This is a genomic window from Aquibium sp. A9E412 (genome assembly GCF_030398335.1).
Taxonomy (GTDB): Bacteria; Pseudomonadota; Alphaproteobacteria; order Rhizobiales; family Rhizobiaceae; genus A9E412.
In genome coordinates this window covers 20,497-36,335 of the sequence record NZ_JAOAOP010000038.1, presented here as the reverse complement: position 1 = coordinate 36,335, position 15,839 = coordinate 20,497, and the positions used below count along the sequence as shown (strand labels likewise).

Below are 15,839 nucleotides of genomic sequence, written 5' to 3'. Positions count from 1 at the left end.
GTCGCCGCCGCCGAGAGCGACACCGCCGCGCCCGCCGCGGGCACCCAGGTCGCCGCGCTGGTCGCGCCGTCGCCGCGCCCGGCCGCCGCCACCGCCATCGACGACGTGCTCACCGCGTCGGACGAGACGACCGGCGCCACCGCTGCGGCCGCCGCCGAGGTGCCGCTGCCCTCGGCCCGGCCGAGCGCGCTCGACGCCTCCTATGCGGTCGCCGCGCTGACCGGCGTGCGGCCGACCGAGCTCGCCGCGACGGCCGGCGAGGAAGCCCCGTTCACCCGCCCCGAGCAGAAATCCGGCCGCCCGGTCTCCGATTCGCAGCGCCTGGCGCTGCTGTCGAACCGGCAGGACCTCGAGCCGGCGGCCATCATCTCCGGCGGCATCCGCACCACGCCCAAGGCCGGCAAGCCGCGCGCGGCCGACGGCCGCCCGACGCCGGCGCCGCAGGTGCTGCCGGTGCGCGCGGAAGCCGCGCGCTGGGCGCTCAAGGCGGATTCGGTGACCATGAACGACCGCTCGACGACGCTGCCGTCCTTCAATTCCGAGGTGGTGCGGCTGCCGGAGGCCGTCTACACGACCGGCTTCCAGCCGCGCAGCGAGACGGTGGACTACCAGCGCTTCAGCGGACAGGCCGTGCGCTTCTTCTCGCTCGCCCGCTTCGAGCCCCGCAGGAACTGATATCCTTCGGCACGGCGATCGCGCCGCGGCCGGCCGCGCTCAGCGGCCGAGGGCGGCCGCCTCGCGGGCCAGCGTCTCGACGCGCGCCCAGTCGCCGGCCGAAAGCGCCGCGTCGGGCGCCACCCACGAGCCGCCGACGCAGGCCACGTTGGGCAGCGCCAGGTAGTCGGCGACGTTGGCCGGCGACACGCCGCCGGTCGGGCAGAAGCGCACGGTGGCAAGCGGCGCGGCGAGCGCCCTGAGAAACGGCGCGCCGCCCGACAGTTCGGCCGGGAAGAACTTGATCAGCGTGTAGCCCTCCTCGCGCACCGCCATGATCTCGCTCGGCGTCGTTGCGCCGGGCAGGAAGGGCGCGTCGGAATCGACTGCCGCGTCGAGCAGGTCCTGGGTGGTGCCGGGGCTGACGGCGAAGCGGGCGCCGGCGCTCACCGCGCGGTGGTAGTCGCGGCCGGTCAGGACGGTGCCGGCGCCGACAACCGCCTGCGGCACCTCCGCCGCGATCAGGCGGATGGCGTCGAGCGCATCGGGCGTGCGCAGCGTCACCTCGATCGCCTTCAGGCCGCCGGCGGCGAGCGCGCGGGCGAGCGGCACGGCATCGGCCAGCCGCTCCACCGTGATCACCGGCACGACCGGCTGGCCGTCGAGCAGGGCTACGAGCTTCTGCGATCGATCGCGCATGGCAGTGTGTCCTCGAACCGGGGCCGCTTTCCCTGCGGAAGGCGGCGGCCCCGCGTTCAACACCCTTTGGCGGGCGGATGCAAGTGCGCCGGCCGCCGCGGCGTTTGCCGCCCGGCTCAGCGCCGGGCGAGCCGGCGCACGAGCCCGGCGCAAAGCGCCCGCAGCCCGGCCCAGGCGCGCGCGGCGAGCCGGGCGGCCGGTGCCGGGCGGGCGAGCGCGGCGGCGGTGCGCGGGCCGGCGATGCCGTCGACGGCAAGGCCCGCCTGCTTCTGGAAGCCGCGCAGGGCGGCCTCGGTGCGGGGGCCGAACACGCCGTCGGCCGCCGTCGGATGGCCGTGCGCGGTCAGCGCCACCTGCAGGGCGCGCACCGCCGCGCCCGCGTCGCCGCGGCGCAGCAGCGCCGCCCCGCCGCCGGGCGCCGGCGCGGCACCGCCGGCTGTGGCCGCGTGCCGGCGGTAGGCGGCGGCCAGGCGGCTGTCGTAGCGGTTCTTCCGGTAGGCCGGGCCGTTGTAGCGCCGTGCGAAGGCGGCCCAGTCGCGGCGGCGGATCGCCGGCACCAGGCCCGCCCTGGCGATGAAGCGCGCCATCAGCCGCACCTGGCCGGCCGGGCCGCTGCGCGCCTCGGCGACCAGCGCCTCGACGCTGGCATAGCCGAGCCAGCTCCAGTGGGCGCCCATCACCTGGCCGATGCCCCACGACACCGATTCGTAGGCCGCCTGGCGGTCGATCGCCGCCGCGCGGGCGAGCAGCCGCCAGCGCGCCGCCTGGCCGGCCGGGTTGGCGACGGCGCCGGCGCGCGGCGCGGCAAGGCCGGCCTGGCGCGCGGCGGCCCGCTTGGCCGCCGGCAGCCGCCGGTCGAAATAGTGCCCCTCGAAGCGGATCAGCGGCTCGGCGCGGCCGGCGACCCGGGCGCTCGTGCGGCCGCCCGACTCCACTTCGGCGATGGCCAGCAGCGCGGCCGGCTCGACGCCGATCTCGGCGGCGGTCTCGGCGATCGCGGCGGCGGTGTCTCGTGCGAACATCTGGCGGCGGGCTCCGGTTGTCACCGGTCCGATTGTGGCGCGGCCCGGCCGGGCGGGGACGCGGCGCCGCCGGTCGCGGCGGTCGGACCGGCCGGCGGCGTGCCGTCTATGAGGCCGCAATCCCGCGTCCGGCCGCGCCGCGGCTTGCCAGCCGCAGCACCGCGCATTACGCGTCGGGCCATGGATCTGTCCCCGCCCGTCGCCGTCGCCGCGCTCTACCGCTTCGCCCGCATCGCCGAGCCGGCGGCGCTGCGCGCGCGGCTTGCCGCACTTGCCGACGCGCTGGCGCTGAAGGGCACGCTGATCGTCGCGCCGGAGGGCGTCAACGGCACCGTCGCCGGCACGCCGGAGGCGATCGGGCGGCTGCTCGCCCGGGTCGAGGCCGAGCCGGCTCTTGCCGGCGCCGAGATCAAGCTGTCGCGGGCCGCGGCGATGCCGTTCTACCGCATGAAGGTGCGGCTGAAGCGCGAGATCGTCACCCTCGGCGTGGCCGGTCTCGACCCGGCCGCGCGCACCGGACGCCACGTCGCGCCGGGCGAGTGGAACGCGCTGGTCGACGATCCGGCGACCGTGCTGATCGACACGCGCAACGCCTACGAGACGGCGCTCGGCAGCTTTCGCGGCGCGCTCGATCCCGGCACCGACAGCTTCCGCGCCTTTCCCGCCTGGGCCGAGGCCAACCGGGCGCGGCTCGCCGGCCGGCCGATCGCCATGTTCTGCACCGGCGGCATCCGCTGCGAGAAGGCGTCGGCGCTGCTTCTGGCGCAGGGCCACGAGCGGGTGTTCCAGCTTTCCGGCGGCATCCTCGCCTATCTCGAGCAGGTGCCGGCCGACGGTAGCCGGTGGCGGGGCGAGTGCTTCGTGTTCGACGAGCGGGTGTCGCTGGTGCACGGGCTCGAGCGCGGCCGCGCCGCCCTGTGCCGGGCCTGCCGGCGGCCGCTGACGCCGGCCGAGCGCGCCTCGCCGCTCTACCGCGCAGGCGTCGCCTGCCCGCACTGCCACGCCGAGCGCAGCGCCGCCGACCGGGCGCGCTATGCCGAGCGCCAGCGCCAGGTCGAGCGTGCCGCCGCGCGCGGCGGCACGCCGCATATCGGCCGCTGAGGCGGGCCGCCGGCGGCGTTGCAAACGGCGCGGCCGGCTCCTACCTGTTGGCGGGCACGGGGCCGACCGCGAGGAGTGACGATGTTCGATCCGAAAAAGCTGCTGGACGATTTCCTGGGATCGAAGGTGCCGGGCACCGGGACGTCGGTGCGCGACAAGGCCGGGCAGGCGACGCAGCTCGCCAAGGACAACCCGCTCGCCACCGGCGCGATCGCCGCGGTGCTGCTGGGCACCGGCACCGGCCGCAAGCTGACCGGCTCGGCGCTCAAGCTCGGCGGGCTGGCCGCCGTCGCGGGCCTCGCCTACACCGCCTATCAGAACTATCAGAGCGGCCGGAAGCCGGACGAGCCGGCCGCGCGCGAGGCCGCCGTGCTGCCGCCGCCGGACAACGACAGCTTCAACCCGGCGACCGCGCCGCAGGGCCAGGACGCGTTCGCGCTGGCGCTGGTGCGCGCGATGATCGCGGCCGCGCGCGCCGACGGCCACATCGACGCGGCCGAGCGCGCCCGCATCCACGACCGGCTCAAGGTCTCGGGCATCGACGCGGAGGCCGAGGCCTTCCTGATGAACGAGCTCGAGCGGCCGATCGACCTCGACGAGGTGGTCGCCGCCGCGCAGACCGACGCGCAGAAGGTCGAGCTCTACACCGCCTCGCGCCTCGCCATCGAGCCCGACACGCGGGCCGAGCGCGGCTATCTCGACATGCTGGCCGGCCGGCTCAAGCTGCCCGATCCGCTGATCGACCACGTCGAGGCGACGGTCTCGGCCGCCAAGGGCTGAGCCGCGCTTGCCAGGGGCGCGTCGCCGCGGCTAGTCTCGCGCTGCCCGGCGGCCGGTCGGCCGCGGGCACGGGCGGCAGGCGATGGCCGCCTCTGCGCGAAAGGGACGGGCGGCATCCGGGGCGCGGACCGCCGCCGGCCCACCATCACATCGGTCAACGCGGATCGACGCCGCAGGCCGGCTGCGGGCCGGGACGCGGCGCGAAGGAGATGTGATGCGACGACGTTTTCCGGCACTCTTTGCCGTTTTGCTGCTTGCCGGCGCGGCGCTGCGCCCGGCGGCCGCGGCCGACACGGTGACCGTGTTCGCCGCCGCCAGCATGAAGGACGCGATCGACCGCGCGGCGGTCGCCTACGAACGCATGGCGTCGGTCGACGTGGTGGTGTCCTTCGCGGCGAGCTCGGTGCTTGCCAAGCAGATCGCCGCCGGCGCGCCGGCCGATCTCTACATTTCAGCCAATGTCGACTGGATGGATTGGCTCGAGGCTGCGGACGCTCTGCTGCCCGGCAGCCGGCTCACGATCGCCGGCAACACGCTGGTGGTCGCCGCGCCGCCGGGCAGTGCGCCGCAGGACGACCCGGCCGGCCTGCTCGGCGGCGGCCGCTTCGCCATGGGCGACCCCTCGCACGTGCCGGCCGGCCGGTACGGCCGCGCCGCGCTGGAAAGCCTCGGCCTGTGGGAGGCGGTGCGCGGCAACGCGGTGTTCACGGAGAACGTGCGCGTGGCGCTCGACTATGTGCGCCGCGGCGAGGTGGCGGCCGGCATCGTCTACGGCTCGGACCGGGCGGCCGCGCCGGGCCTCGTCGCCGTCTACACCTTTGCCGAGGGCAGCCATCCCGCGATCGCCTATCCGGCGGCGCTGACGGCCGGCGCCAAGCCGGCCGCGGCGGGCTTTCTCGAATTCCTGGCCGGTGCCGAGGGGCAGGCGATCTTCGCCGCGCTCGGCTTCGCGCCGGCGCCGCGCTGAGGCGGGCGCCATGGGGGCGGCGGAGTGGGCCATCATCGGCCTGTCGGCGAAGGTGGCGCTGGCGGCGATCGGCGTCGCCCTGCCGCTCGCCTTCGCCGTCGCCTGGCTCCTGGCGCGGCGCCGCTTTCCCGGTCGCGCGCTCGTCCAGGCGCTGGTCAACATGCCATTGGTGCTGCCGCCTGTGGTCACCGGCTACGGGCTGCTCGTGCTGTTCGGCGCGCAGGGGCCGCTCGGCCGGGCGCTGGAGGCGCTTTTCGGGCTCACCGTCGCCTTCCGCTGGACGGGTGCTGCGCTGGCCGCCGGCGTGATGGCCTTCCCGCTCCTGGTGCGGCCGATCCGGCTGTCGCTGGAGGCGATCGACCGCGGCCTGGAGGAGGCCGCCGGCACGCTCGGCGCCCGGCCGCCGGTCGCCTTTCTCACCGTCACCCTGCCGCTGGCGCTACCCGGCGTGATCGCCGGCGCGGTGCTCGGCTTCGCCAAGGCACTGGGCGAGTTCGGCGCCACCATCACCTTCGTCTCCAACATTCCCGGCGAGACGCAGACGCTGTCGCTCGCCATCTACGCGCTCTTGCAGAGCCCGACCGGCGACGCGGCGGCGCTGCGCCTCATCCTCGCCTCGGTGGTGCTGGCGCTCGGCGCCGTGCTCGCCTCGGAGTGGATCGCCGCCCGGCTCGGCGCGCGGGGGGCGCGGTGAGCGGGCTCGAGGTCGCGCTGGCCGGCGGCGCCGGCGGCTTTGCCGTCGAGGTGGCGTTTTCGGCCGACGCCGGGGTCACGGCGCTGTTCGGCCCGTCGGGGGCGGGCAAGTCGACCGTGCTGCGCATGATCGCCGGCACGCTCGCGCCGCGCGCCGGCCGCATCGCGGCGGGCGGCCGGGTGCTCTACGATTCGGCGCGCGGCATCGACCTGGCGCCGCACCGGCGCGGCATCGGCTTCGTCTTCCAGGACGGGCGGCTGTTCCCGCACATGTCGGTGCGCCGCAACCTGACCTATGCTCGCTGGGCGGGGCGGCGCGGCGGCGGGCGGCCGCTCGCCGAGGTGGTGGCGCTGCTCGGCCTCGGCGCGCTGCTCGAGCGCCGTCCGGCGACGCTGTCGGGCGGCGAGCGCCAGCGCGTCGCGCTCGGCCGGGCGCTGCTCGCCGACCCGGCGCTGCTGCTGATGGACGAGCCGCTGTCCTCGCTCGACCGGGCGCGGCGCAGCGACATCCTGCCCTATCTGGAGGCGGTGCGCGACCAGGCGCGCATCCCCATCGTCTATGTCAGCCACGAGACCGACGAGGTCGCCCGGCTGGCCGACACGGTGGTGCTGCTGCAGGCCGGCCGGGTGGTCGCCGCCGGGCCGGCCGCCGAGCTGTTCGCGCGTGTCGACGTCAGCGGCCCGGCCGGCGAGGCGGAGGCGGGCGCGCTGGTCGCCGGCATCGTCGAGACGGTCGACGCGGCCTACGGCATGGCGCGGGTGGCGCTGAGCGGCGGGGCGATCGAGATCCCGGCCGCCGGCCTCGCGCCGGGCCGCAGCGTGCGGCTGCGGGTGCGCGCCGGCGACGTGGCGCTGGCGCTCGAACGCCAGTCCGGCCTGTCGATCCGCAACCAGCTCGCCTGCCGGGTCATCGAGATCGCCGGCGGGCCCGGCCCGCACGCGCTGGTCTCGCTGGCGCTCGGCCGGCAGCGGCTGCTCGCCCGGCTGACGCGCAAATCGGTCGACGAGCTCGGCCTGGCGCCGGGCCGCCCGGTGGTGGCGCTGGTCAAGGCGGTGTCGATCGCGCCGCCGGGCGCCGGCCGCGACGCGGATTGATACTAAAGACTCGCTGGATCGCGTTGCCGAATTCGCACACTCAGCTAGTGTAGCCGGGCCGGCGGCAAACGGTGCGCAGACACCGTGCCGCCAGGCCATCCGGCACGAACCGGTGCCCCGCGATGCGGGGAGCCGCCGGCGAGCCGCGGTGACGGGGCGGACAACCCTTTGAACGTGTGGAGGAAACGCATCATGAAACTTCTGGTCGGTGCTCTTTCGGCCGTGGCGCTCGCGGCCATGGCAGGCAGCGCGCAAGCGCAGTGCGACGACGGCGAGATGGTCATCAAGTTCAGCCATGTGGTGGCCGAGAAGGGCCATCCCAAGGGCGAGGCGGCACAGATGCTGGCCGAGCGCGTCAACGCGGAGATGGACGGAACGGCCTGCATGGAGGTGTTCCCCAACTCGACGCTCTACGACGACGACAAGGTGATGGAGGCGCTGGTGCTCGGCGACGTGCAGCTCGCCGCGCCGTCGCTGTCGAAGTTCGAGGCCTATACGCTGAAATACCGGCTGTTCGACCTGCCCTTCCTGTTCGCCAGCCTGGAGGCGGTCGACGGCTTCATCACCTCCGACACCGGCAAGCAGCTCCTCACGGTGATGGAGGACGAGGGCTACACCGGTCTCGGCTACTGGATGTCCGGCCTCAAGCAGTTCTCGGCCAACAAGCCGCTGCTGGTGCCCGACGACGCCTCGGGGCTGAAGTTCCGCGTCCAGACGTCCGACGTGGCGGTGGCGATGATCGAGGCGATGGACGCCTCGGCGCAGAAGCTCGCCTTCAAGGAGGTCTACGGCGCGCTGCAGACCGGCGTCGTCGACGGCCAGGAGAACACCTGGTGCAACATCTACACCCAGAAGTTCTTCGAGGTGCAGGACGGCATCACCCAGACCAACCACCAGGCGCTCGCCTATCTGCTCGTCACCTCGACGGAGTGGCTGGAAGGGCTCGAGCCTGAGGTGCGCGACCAGTTCGTCGCGATCGTCGACGAGGTGACGCGGGCCGGCAACGCCGACGTGGCGAACAAGGAGGCGGCCTGCCGGCAGAACATCGTCGACGCCGGCGGCACCATTCGCGAGCTCACGCCCGAGCAGCGCAACGCCTGGGTGAGCACGATGAAGCCGGTGTGGGAGCAGTTCGAATCCGACATCGGCAAGGACCTGATCGACGCGGCCGCCGCCAGCGGGTCATAACGCCGGACCGTGTTGCCGGGCCGCGGCTGACGGCGCCCCGCCGGACCGCACCGCCGGGGCGCAGGACGCGCCGCCGCGATCGACGTGCCGCATGGACGCGACGCCGGGCCAGTCCGCCCGGCCGCGCCATGCTCCAGCCATCGCCGAGCGGCCGGCACAAGGCCGCCGGCGCCCAAGGGGGAGGGCTTGATGACGCTGTTGTGGCCATCGCTGGCGCTCGTCGCGCTGGTGGCGGGGCTTTTCGCGGCCGAGCGGCGCCGGCCGCAGGCGGTGGCGCGGCTTGAAGAGAGCGTGCTGGCGGTGCTTTTGGCCGCCATCACGCTGGTCTCCTTCACCCAGGTGGTGGCGCGCTACGGCTTCAACTCCGGCTGGGGCGGCGCGCTCGAGCTGACCCGCATCCTGTTCGCCTGGATGATCCTGTTCGGCATGGGCTACGGCGTGAAGCAGGGCGTCCATCTGGGGGTCGACGCGGTGGTGCGGCTGTTTCCCGCGCCGCTGTTTCGCCTCGCGGCGCTGTTCGCGGCGCTGTGCACCTTCCTCTACGCCTTCATCCTGCTGCATGCCGGCTGGCTGACGCTGGTCGGCGCCGACGTCTCGACCAACTGGCGGCAGACCGGGGCGATCGGCTACTGGACCTTCATGTTCGAGCGCGGCACCGGGCTCGACGACCTGCGCTATCCGCTGTGGATGCAGGAGGCGTTCGGCCTGCAGGACCGGGTGCAGCGCTGGGTCGCCTATCTGATGCTGCCGATCGGCCTGGCGCTGCTCGCCTTCCGCGCGCTCGAGGGGCTGGTGGCCATCGCCCGCGGCCGCCGCGAGCTGATCATCGCCGGCCACGAGGCGGAGGACCTGGTGGCCGAGAACCGCGACGTGCTGAGGGACTGACCGGCGATGGAATCGGCCATCCTGTTCGTGCTGGTGCTGGGCCTGCTCTTCCTCGGCGTGCCGGTGGCGGTGTCGCTCGGGCTGTCCTCGCTCATCATCATCGCCTTCTTCTCCACCGACTCGATCTCCTCGGTGGCGCTGCAGCTGTTCACCGCCTCGCAGAACTACACGCTGCTCGCCATTCCCTTCTTCATCCTCGCCTCGGCCTTCATGTCGACCGGCGGCGTGGCGCGCCGCATCATCCGCTTCGCCATCGCCACGGTCGGCCATTTCCGCGGCGGGCTGGCGATGGCCTCGGTGCTCGCCTGCATGATGTTCGCCGCGCTGTCGGGTTCCTCGCCGGCCACCGTGGTGGCGATCGGCACCATCGCCATCGCCGGCATGCGCCAGGTCGGCTACACCAAGGAGTTCGCCGCCGGCGTGGTGGCCAATGCCGGCACGCTCGGCATCCTCATCCCGCCGTCGATCGTCATGGTCGTCTACGCCGCGGCGACCGACGTGTCGGTCGGCCGCATGTTCCTGGCCGGCGTGGTGCCGGGGCTGGTCGCCGGGCTGATGCTGATGGTCGCCATCTACGTGATGGCGCGGCTGCGCAACCTGCCGGCGGAGGAGTGGAAGGGCTTTCACGAGATCCTCGAGGGCGGCAAGGAGGCCGGCTGGGGGCTGTTCCTGATCGTCATCATCCTGGGCGGCATCTATGGCGGCGTCTTCACGCCGACCGAGGCGGCCGCCGTGGCCGCCGTCTACGCCTTCGCCGTGGCGCTGTTCGTCTACCGCGACATGGGGCCGATGAAGGACGAGCGCTGGATCCGCGAGAGCGACGGCAAGCGCGCCCGCGTCGGCTTCTCGGCGACCGTCTACGCCGTCGCCTTCTTCTTCGTGTGGATGATCCTCAGCTTCTTCGTCACCGCCGAATGGGAGGGCGCGACGCTCGGCGCGCGGGCGCTGTCCGGCGGCGTGCTGGCGCTCGCCCTGATGGTCGCCTACGCGGTGTGGCGCGACCGCGAGTCGAACCCCTTCAACATCCCCGGCTACGTGATCGCCGGACTGCCGATCTGGTGGCGCAACCTGGCGCTGATGGGGCGCAACAGCCTGGCCGCCTGCTTCCATGCCGAGACGCGCAGGGTGCTGGTCGACGCCTCGCGCACCACGGTGATGCTGATGTTCATCATCGTCAACGCGCTGCTGTTCGCCCATGTGCTGACCTCGGAGCGCATTCCGCAGGCGATCACCGAGATCATGGTCGACGCCGGCTTCACCTGGTTCACCTTCCTGATCGCGGTCAACATCCTGCTGTTGATCGGCGGCCAGTTCATGGAGCCGTCGGGCCTGCTGCTGATCGTCGCGCCGGTCGTCTTCCCGATCGCCATGGAGCTCGGCGTCGACCCGATCCATCTCGGCATCATCATGGTGGTCAACATGGAGATCGGCATGATCACGCCGCCGATCGGGCTCAACCTGTTCGTCACCTCGGGCATCACCGGCATGAGCCTTTTGCAGGTGGTGCGCGCCGCGCTGCCCTTCGTCGCGGTGCTGTTCGCCTTCCTCGTGCTGGTCACCTACGCGCCGGTGCTGTCGACCTGGCTGCCCTACAGCCTGATGGGACCGGAGATCGTCACGCGCTGAGGCGGCGCGGCGTTCTCGCCGATCGGCCGCGTTAACCTTTTGTTCATCAAGCTGTCCCATTGTTGGACCCGGCAGACCGGCCTTCCTCCTCCCGGGCCAGGTCGCCATTCTCCAGGGGCGGTCTGACGAGCGGGCCGCCCTTTTTTCGTGGCGCACCCGCGCACCGCCCCTTGCGGCGCTCGCACGGGCCTGCACAGATGCCGCAAACGGCTCAGGGAGGCGCGGATGGACCGGGCGAAGACGGCGATCGTGACGGGGGCCGGCAGCGGCATCGGCCGCGCCACCGCGCTGGCGCTGGCGCAGGCCGGCTGGAACACGGTGCTGGCCGGGCGCCGGCGCGAGACGCTGGAGGCCGTCGCGGCGCAAGCCGCCGGCGCGCCCGGGGCGACGCGCGCCGTCGTCTGCGACGTCACCCGGGCCGAGGAGGTGGACGCCCTGTTCGCGGCCGCCGTCGCGGCCTTCGGCCGGCTCGACCTGCTGTTCAACAATGCCGGCACCAGCGCGCCGGCGGTGCCGATCGACGCGCTTTCGCTCGACGACTGGCGGCGCGTGCTGGCGACCAACGTCGACGGCGCCTTCCTGTGCGCGCGCGCCGCCTTCCGGCAGATGCGCGCCCAGACGCCGCAGGGCGGGCGCATCGTCAACAACGGCTCGATCGCCGCCTATGCGCCGCGGCCGCTGTCGGCGCCCTATACGGTGACCAAGCACGCGATCACCGGGCTGACGCGCTCGCTGGCGCTCGACGGGCGGCCGTACGGCATCGCCTGCGGCCAGATCGACATCGGCAACGCGGCGAGCGCGATGACCGAGCGCATGCCCGACGGCGTGCCGCAGGCGGACGGCTCGGTGCGGCCGGAGCCGGTGATGGACGCCGGGCACGCCGCGCGCGCGGTGCTGCACATGGCCTCGCTGCCGCCGGAGGCGAACGTGCTGTTCATGACCGTGATGGCGACCGCCATGCCCTATGTCGGGCGCGGCTGAGGGCGCGGCCGCTCAGCGGGCGAGGAAGGCGCCGATGCGCTCGATGCCGCGCAGGATGTTCTCTTCCGAGTTGGCGTAGGACAGCCGCACATAGCCCTCGCCGAGCACGCCGAAGTCCGGCCCGCCGATCAGCGCCACGCCGGCCTCCTCGAGCAGCCGGGCGGCGAGCGGCTTGGCCTTCCAGCCGGTCTCCTCGATGTTCGGGAAGGCGTAGAAGGCGCCCTTCGGCGTCGTGCAGCGCACGCCCGGCAGGTCGTTGAGCCCTTCGACCACGAGGCGGCGGCGCGCGTCGAAGGCGCGCATCATCGCCTCCACCGCGTCCTGCGGCCCGTCGATGGCGGCGATGCCGGCGTGCTGGGCCGCCGCGTTGACGCAGGACCAGCAGTTGACGGCCAGCTTGCGCACCTTGTCGTAGAGCCCGTCGGGCCAGACCGACCAGCCGAGCCGCCAGCCGGTCATCGCCCAGGTCTTCGACCAGCCGTTGAGCAGGATCAGCCGGTCGCGGATCTCGGGGAAGGTGAGCAGCGAGAGGTGGCGCTCACCGTCATAGGTCATCGTGTCGTAGATCTCGTCCGACAGCACCGCGACGTGCGGATGCGCCTCGAGGCCGCGCACCAGCGCCTCGATCTCGCCGGGCGGCGTCACGCCGCCGGTCGGGTTGGCCGGCGAGTTGAGGATGACGAGCCGCGTCTCCGGCGTGATCAGCGACAGCGCCTCCTCGGCGGAAAAGGCGAAGCCGTTCTCCTCGCGGATCGGCACCGGCACCGGCGTCGCCCCGGTGAACTCGATCATCGAGCGGTAGATGGGAAAGCCCGGATCGGGATAGAGGATCTCGCCGCCCGGCTCGCCGAACATCACGATCGCGGCGAACATGGTGGGCTTGCCGCCCGGCATGATCATTACGCGCTCGGGCGACGGCTCGACGCCGGTGGTCGCCAGCATGCGGCGCACCACCGCCTCGCGGCAGGCGAGCAGGCCGTTGGCCGGCGTGTAGCCGTGATGGCCGTCGCGCAGCGCCTTGACCGCCGCCTCGACCACGTGCTCCGGCGTGTGGAAGTCGGGCTGGCCGATGCCCAGATTGACGATGTCGCGGCCCTGATGCGCCAGCTCGGTGGCGCGCGCGAGCACGGCGAAGGCGTTTTCCTCGCCGATGCGGTCGAAGGCGGCGACGGTGTGGAGCATCGGGGTCATCCTGCTGGTCCTTTGCGGGTGTCGTCGTTTTTGGAAGGCTCGCGCGGACCTGTCAAACGGAGGGTGCCATGGCGGAGCCGGTGCCGGACTGGACGCCGCGGCCGCGGCCGCAGCGCGTCGTGCACGAGGGGCGCTTCGTGCGGCTCGAGCCGCTGTCGGCCGCCCGCCACGGCGACGGCCTGTTCGACGCCTCGAGCGGAGCGCAGGCGGCGGCGCGCTTCCGCTACCTGGCCGAGACCGCGCCAAAGGACCGCGCCGCCTTCGCGCCCTGGCTCGCGCGGGCCGAGACGAGCGAGGACCCGCTGTTCTTCGCCGTCGTCGAGCGGGCGAGCGGCCGCATCGCCGGCCGCCAGGCCTTCATGCGCATCGACGCGGCGAACGGCGTGGCCGAGATCGGCAACATCTACTGGAGCCCGCTGGTCGCCCGCCGGCCGGCGGCGACGGAGGCCGTCTACCTGTTCGCCCGGCACGTCTTCGACGACCTCGGCTATCGCCGCTTCGAGTGGAAGTGCAACGCCGAGAACGACCCGTCGCGGCGCGCGGCGATGCGCTTCGGCTTCGCCCTCGAGGGGGTCTTCCGCCAGCACATGGTGGTCAAGGGGCTCAACCGCGACACCGCCTGGTACGCCATGCTCGACGGCGACTGGCCGGCGCTGCGGGCCGCCTTCGAGGCGTGGCTCGCGCCGGACAACTTCGCCGCCGACGGCAGCCAGAAGCGGCGGCTGGAGGCGCTGCGCGAGCGATCCGGCTGATCCTGCCGCGTGGCTGCGGCGCGCGGCGCCGCCACGCCCCAGGCCCGCGCGGCGCGGCGCGGGCTTGCAAGGCGCGGCGCGATCGGCCATGCAACCGGGGCGCCGGCGGCCGCGCACGCGCCGCGCGGCGCGGGGCACCAGCCAGGAAGGGGACGACATGGCAGGCAGGCTGAAAGGCAAGGTCGCGGTGGTGACGGCCGCGGGGCAGGGGATCGGCCGGGCGATCGCCGAGGCGTTCGTCGCCGAGGGCGCGACCGTGCACGCCAGCGACCTCGACCGGGCGAAGCTCGCCGACCTGAAGCGGGCGAAGAAGGCCAAGCTCGACGTGTGCTCGACGCGCGCGGTCGAGGCCTACGCCGCCAAGGTCGGGCCCATCGACATTCTGGTCAACGTGGCCGGCTACGTGCATCACGGCACCGTGCTCGACTGCTCGGAGGCCGACTGGGACTTCTCCTTCGACCTCAACGTCAAGTCGATGCACCGCATGATCCGCGCCTTCCTGCCCGGCATGCTGGCCCGTGCGGAGGAAACCGGCGGCTCCGGCTCGATCGTCAACCTGTCGTCGGGCGCCTCGTCGCTGAAGGGCGCGCCCAACCGCTACGCCTACGGCGCCACCAAGGCCGCGGTGATCGGCCTCACCAAATCCGTCGCCGTCGACTTCATCCGGCAGGGCATTCGCTGCAACGCGATCTGCCCCGGCACCGTGCGCTCGCCCTCCTGGGAGGCGCGCGTCGAGGAGCTCGGCCGCTCGGTCGGCGGGGCCGACAAGGCGATGGAGATGTTCGTGGCGCGCCAGCCGATGGGCCGCGTCGGCGAGGCCGCCGAGATCGCCGCGCTGGCGCTCTACCTGGCCGCCGACGAATCCGCCTTCACCACGGGCACGGCGATCCCGGTCGACGGCGGGTGGACGCTGTGAACCCGCAGCGCCGGGCGGCCGTCGCGGCCGCCGTCATCCTCGTCGGCTTCGGGCTGGCCGCCTTCGTGATGCCGCAGGTCATGCTGGCCGTCGGCGATGCCTCGCCGGTCGCCGCCGGCGCGATCGCCGTGCTGTTCGTGGCCGCCTTCTTCGGCGTCTTCTGGCTGCGCAGCCGGGTGCAGAAACGGCGCGATTCGGAATAGCGGCGCGGGCGCGGCGCCGCCGCCTCAGGCCGCCAGGCTTGCGGCGAGCAGCGTCAGGCCGAGCAGCAGGATGAACAGCGCGCCGGCGATCTCGATGCCGGCGTGGATGCGGCGGCCGAGCGTGCCGCCGCCGGCCACCGCCACCGCCCAGTTCTTCGCCGTCACGGCCAGGCTCGCCAGCACGGCGACGGTGATCGCCGTGCCGGCCGCCATGGCGAACACCGAGGCGATGCCGCCGGCCCACAGCCCGTTGAGGAAGGCGAAGGTCAGCACGATTAGCGCGCCCGAGCACGGCCGCAGGCCGACGGCGGCGACCGCCGACCAGGCGGTGCGCCAGTCGAGCCGGTCGCCGGCAAGCCGCGCCGGGTCGGGCGCATGGGCGTGGCCGCAGCTCGCGCAGGCCGCGCCGGGCGCGTGATCGTGATGGGGATGACCGTGGTGCCCGTCATGGGCATGGTGACGGTCGTCGTGGTGTTGGTGATGGTCGTGCCGGCCGGCGGCGGGCACGGCGCCGGCATGGGCGGCCGACAGGCTGCGCAGCGGCATCGCCGGCCGAACGGCGGCGCCGAGCTTGCGCCACAGCAGCCAGCCGCCGAAGGCGGCGACCAGCGCGAAGCTCGCCGTCTCCAGAAAGCGCGTCGCGTCGGTGGCCGAGATCGCCGTGCCGCGCAGGGCGAGGAACACCGCCGCCATGACGAGGATCGCCGTCACCGCCTGCAGCATGGCCGAGACGACCGACAGCACGATGCCGCGGCGCAGCGCCACCTCGTTGGCCAGCATGTAGGACGAGATCACCGCCTTGCCGTGGCCGGGCCCGGCGGCGTGGAACACGCCATAGGCGAAGGACAGCGCGACCAGCGGCCACACCGCGCCCTCGCCGTCGCGCATCGCCTTGAGCGCGCCGGTCAGCGCGCGGTAGAAATCCTGCTGCTGCGCGTTGACCCAGGCGAGCAGCCCGGCGAGCGGCCCGCCGGGCTGGATCGCCGGTTCGGCCGCGCCGATGCCGAGCGAGCTCTGCGCGGCGGCCGCGCCGGCCGACAGCGCCAGGGTGGCGAGCAGGAGGGCGGGGCGCAGCAAGCGGGCCAT

Annotated in this window: 16 protein-coding genes and 1 pseudogene; 13 read left to right on the top strand and 4 right to left on the bottom strand. The window is 73.6% G+C overall.

Annotated features, from left to right (window positions below; all coding sequences use genetic code 11):
- Positions 1-675: pseudogene (locus N1F89_RS13745) on the top strand (hypothetical protein); the annotation flags it as partial.
- A 39-nt stretch (positions 676-714) separates the two neighbouring features.
- Here the strand turns inward: N1F89_RS13745 and N1F89_RS13740 are convergent.
- Together N1F89_RS13740 and N1F89_RS13735 are read right to left on the bottom strand one after the other, a co-directional pair.
- Positions 715-1,353, bottom strand: a complete 639-nt coding sequence (locus tag N1F89_RS13740) for a 2-dehydro-3-deoxy-phosphogluconate aldolase (protein WP_290084737.1) — start codon at positions 1,351-1,353, stop codon at positions 715-717.
- Between the two features lie 116 nt (positions 1,354-1,469).
- Entirely contained in the window at positions 1,470-2,375 is a 906-nt protein-coding gene (locus N1F89_RS13735; protein WP_290084736.1) for an N-acetylmuramidase domain-containing protein, read from the bottom strand.
- A 180-nt stretch (positions 2,376-2,555) separates the two neighbouring features.
- On the opposite strand from N1F89_RS13735, the gene N1F89_RS13730 reads away from it, so the two are divergent.
- The 9 genes from N1F89_RS13730 (at position 2,556) to N1F89_RS13690 (ending at position 11,691) form a co-directional block, all read left to right on the top strand.
- Positions 2,556-3,476, top strand: a complete 921-nt coding sequence (locus tag N1F89_RS13730; RefSeq protein WP_290084735.1) for a rhodanese-related sulfurtransferase — start codon at positions 2,556-2,558, stop codon at positions 3,474-3,476.
- Positions 3,477-3,557: 81 nt separating this feature from the next.
- Positions 3,558-4,256: a tellurite resistance TerB family protein gene (locus N1F89_RS13725; RefSeq protein WP_290084734.1), complete on the top strand. Its 699-nt coding sequence runs from the start codon at positions 3,558-3,560 to the stop codon at positions 4,254-4,256.
- A 214-nt stretch (positions 4,257-4,470) separates the two neighbouring features.
- Positions 4,471-5,223, top strand: a complete 753-nt coding sequence (gene modA / locus N1F89_RS13720) for a molybdate ABC transporter substrate-binding protein (RefSeq protein WP_290084732.1) — start codon at positions 4,471-4,473, stop codon at positions 5,221-5,223.
- A 10-nt stretch (positions 5,224-5,233) separates the two neighbouring features.
- Positions 5,234-5,917 carry a molybdate ABC transporter permease subunit gene (gene modB / locus N1F89_RS13715; protein ID WP_290084731.1) on the top strand — a complete coding sequence of 228 codons (684 nt, stop codon included), beginning with the start codon at positions 5,234-5,236 and terminating at the stop codon, positions 5,915-5,917.
- Positions 5,914-7,011 (top strand): molybdenum ABC transporter ATP-binding protein, encoded by a 1,098-nt coding sequence (modC, locus tag N1F89_RS13710; RefSeq protein ID WP_290084730.1) that lies wholly within the window; start codon positions 5,914-5,916, stop codon positions 7,009-7,011. The genes modB and modC overlap by 4 nt, the downstream gene beginning before the upstream one ends.
- Before the next feature lie 192 nt (positions 7,012-7,203).
- On the top strand, positions 7,204-8,199 hold the full coding sequence (locus N1F89_RS13705) for a DctP family TRAP transporter solute-binding subunit (protein WP_290084729.1): 996 nt from the start codon (positions 7,204-7,206) through the stop codon (positions 8,197-8,199).
- A gap of 189 nt (positions 8,200-8,388) precedes the next feature.
- On the top strand, positions 8,389-9,084 hold the full coding sequence (locus N1F89_RS13700; RefSeq protein WP_290084728.1) for a TRAP transporter small permease: 696 nt from the start codon (positions 8,389-8,391) through the stop codon (positions 9,082-9,084).
- Positions 9,085-9,090: 6 nt separating this feature from the next.
- The gene (locus N1F89_RS13695) at positions 9,091-10,710 is read left to right on the top strand and encodes a TRAP transporter large permease (RefSeq protein ID WP_290084727.1); all 1,620 of its coding nucleotides are present in this window, start codon (positions 9,091-9,093) and stop codon (positions 10,708-10,710) included.
- 225 nt (positions 10,711-10,935) lie between these two features.
- A complete protein-coding gene (locus N1F89_RS13690; RefSeq protein WP_290084726.1) occupies positions 10,936-11,691 on the top strand; it encodes an SDR family oxidoreductase in 756 nt (251 codons plus the stop codon).
- Positions 11,692-11,703: 12 nt separating this feature from the next.
- Here N1F89_RS13690 and N1F89_RS13685 read toward each other — a convergent pair whose 3' ends face one another.
- Complete coding sequence (locus N1F89_RS13685) at positions 11,704-12,873, bottom strand: pyridoxal phosphate-dependent aminotransferase (RefSeq protein WP_290084738.1); 1,170 nt, start codon at positions 12,871-12,873, stop codon at positions 11,704-11,706.
- Positions 12,874-12,950: 77 nt separating this feature from the next.
- Between N1F89_RS13685 and N1F89_RS13680 the strand changes: the two genes are divergently transcribed.
- The 3 genes from N1F89_RS13680 (at position 12,951) to N1F89_RS13670 (ending at position 14,753) form a co-directional block, all read left to right on the top strand.
- Entirely contained in the window at positions 12,951-13,634 is a 684-nt protein-coding gene (locus N1F89_RS13680) for a GNAT family protein (protein WP_290084725.1), read from the top strand.
- Between the two features lie 157 nt (positions 13,635-13,791).
- Entirely contained in the window at positions 13,792-14,550 is a 759-nt protein-coding gene (locus N1F89_RS13675; RefSeq protein WP_290084724.1) for an SDR family oxidoreductase, read from the top strand.
- Entirely contained in the window at positions 14,547-14,753 is a 207-nt protein-coding gene (locus tag N1F89_RS13670) for a hypothetical protein (RefSeq protein WP_290084723.1), read from the top strand. The genes N1F89_RS13675 and N1F89_RS13670 overlap by 4 nt, the downstream gene beginning before the upstream one ends.
- A 24-nt stretch (positions 14,754-14,777) precedes the next feature.
- Here the strand turns inward: N1F89_RS13670 and N1F89_RS13665 are convergent, their stop codons facing one another.
- Positions 14,778-15,839, bottom strand: coding sequence for a nickel/cobalt transporter (locus N1F89_RS13665; protein ID WP_290084722.1), 1,062 nt, complete (start codon positions 15,837-15,839; stop codon positions 14,778-14,780).

What these genes read in the sequence shown, in the direction of transcription:
- N1F89_RS13740 (WP_290084737.1), bottom strand. Translation starts at nt 1,353, where the DNA reads ATGCGCGATCGATCGCAGAAGCTCGTAGCCCTGCTCGACGGCCAGCCG.
- N1F89_RS13735 (WP_290084736.1), bottom strand. Translation starts at nt 2,375, where the DNA reads ATGTTCGCACGAGACACCGCCGCCGCGATCGCCGAGACCGCCGCCGAG.
- N1F89_RS13730 (WP_290084735.1), top strand. Translation starts at nt 2,556, where the DNA reads ATGGATCTGTCCCCGCCCGTCGCCGTCGCCGCGCTCTACCGCTTCGCC.
- N1F89_RS13725 (WP_290084734.1), top strand. Translation starts at nt 3,558, where the DNA reads ATGTTCGATCCGAAAAAGCTGCTGGACGATTTCCTGGGATCGAAGGTG.
- modA (WP_290084732.1), top strand. Translation starts at nt 4,471, where the DNA reads ATGCGACGACGTTTTCCGGCACTCTTTGCCGTTTTGCTGCTTGCCGGC.
- modB (WP_290084731.1), top strand. Translation starts at nt 5,234, where the DNA reads ATGGGGGCGGCGGAGTGGGCCATCATCGGCCTGTCGGCGAAGGTGGCG.
- N1F89_RS13705 (WP_290084729.1), top strand. Translation starts at nt 7,204, where the DNA reads ATGAAACTTCTGGTCGGTGCTCTTTCGGCCGTGGCGCTCGCGGCCATG.
- N1F89_RS13700 (WP_290084728.1), top strand. Translation starts at nt 8,389, where the DNA reads ATGACGCTGTTGTGGCCATCGCTGGCGCTCGTCGCGCTGGTGGCGGGG.
- N1F89_RS13695 (WP_290084727.1), top strand. Translation starts at nt 9,091, where the DNA reads ATGGAATCGGCCATCCTGTTCGTGCTGGTGCTGGGCCTGCTCTTCCTC.
- N1F89_RS13690 (WP_290084726.1), top strand. Translation starts at nt 10,936, where the DNA reads ATGGACCGGGCGAAGACGGCGATCGTGACGGGGGCCGGCAGCGGCATC.
- N1F89_RS13685 (WP_290084738.1), bottom strand. Translation starts at nt 12,873, where the DNA reads ATGCTCCACACCGTCGCCGCCTTCGACCGCATCGGCGAGGAAAACGCC.
- N1F89_RS13680 (WP_290084725.1), top strand. Translation starts at nt 12,951, where the DNA reads ATGGCGGAGCCGGTGCCGGACTGGACGCCGCGGCCGCGGCCGCAGCGC.
- N1F89_RS13675 (WP_290084724.1), top strand. Translation starts at nt 13,792, where the DNA reads ATGGCAGGCAGGCTGAAAGGCAAGGTCGCGGTGGTGACGGCCGCGGGG.
- N1F89_RS13665 (WP_290084722.1), bottom strand. Translation starts at nt 15,839, where the DNA reads ATGGCCCGCTTGCTGCGCCCCGCCCTCCTGCTCGCCACCCTGGCGCTG.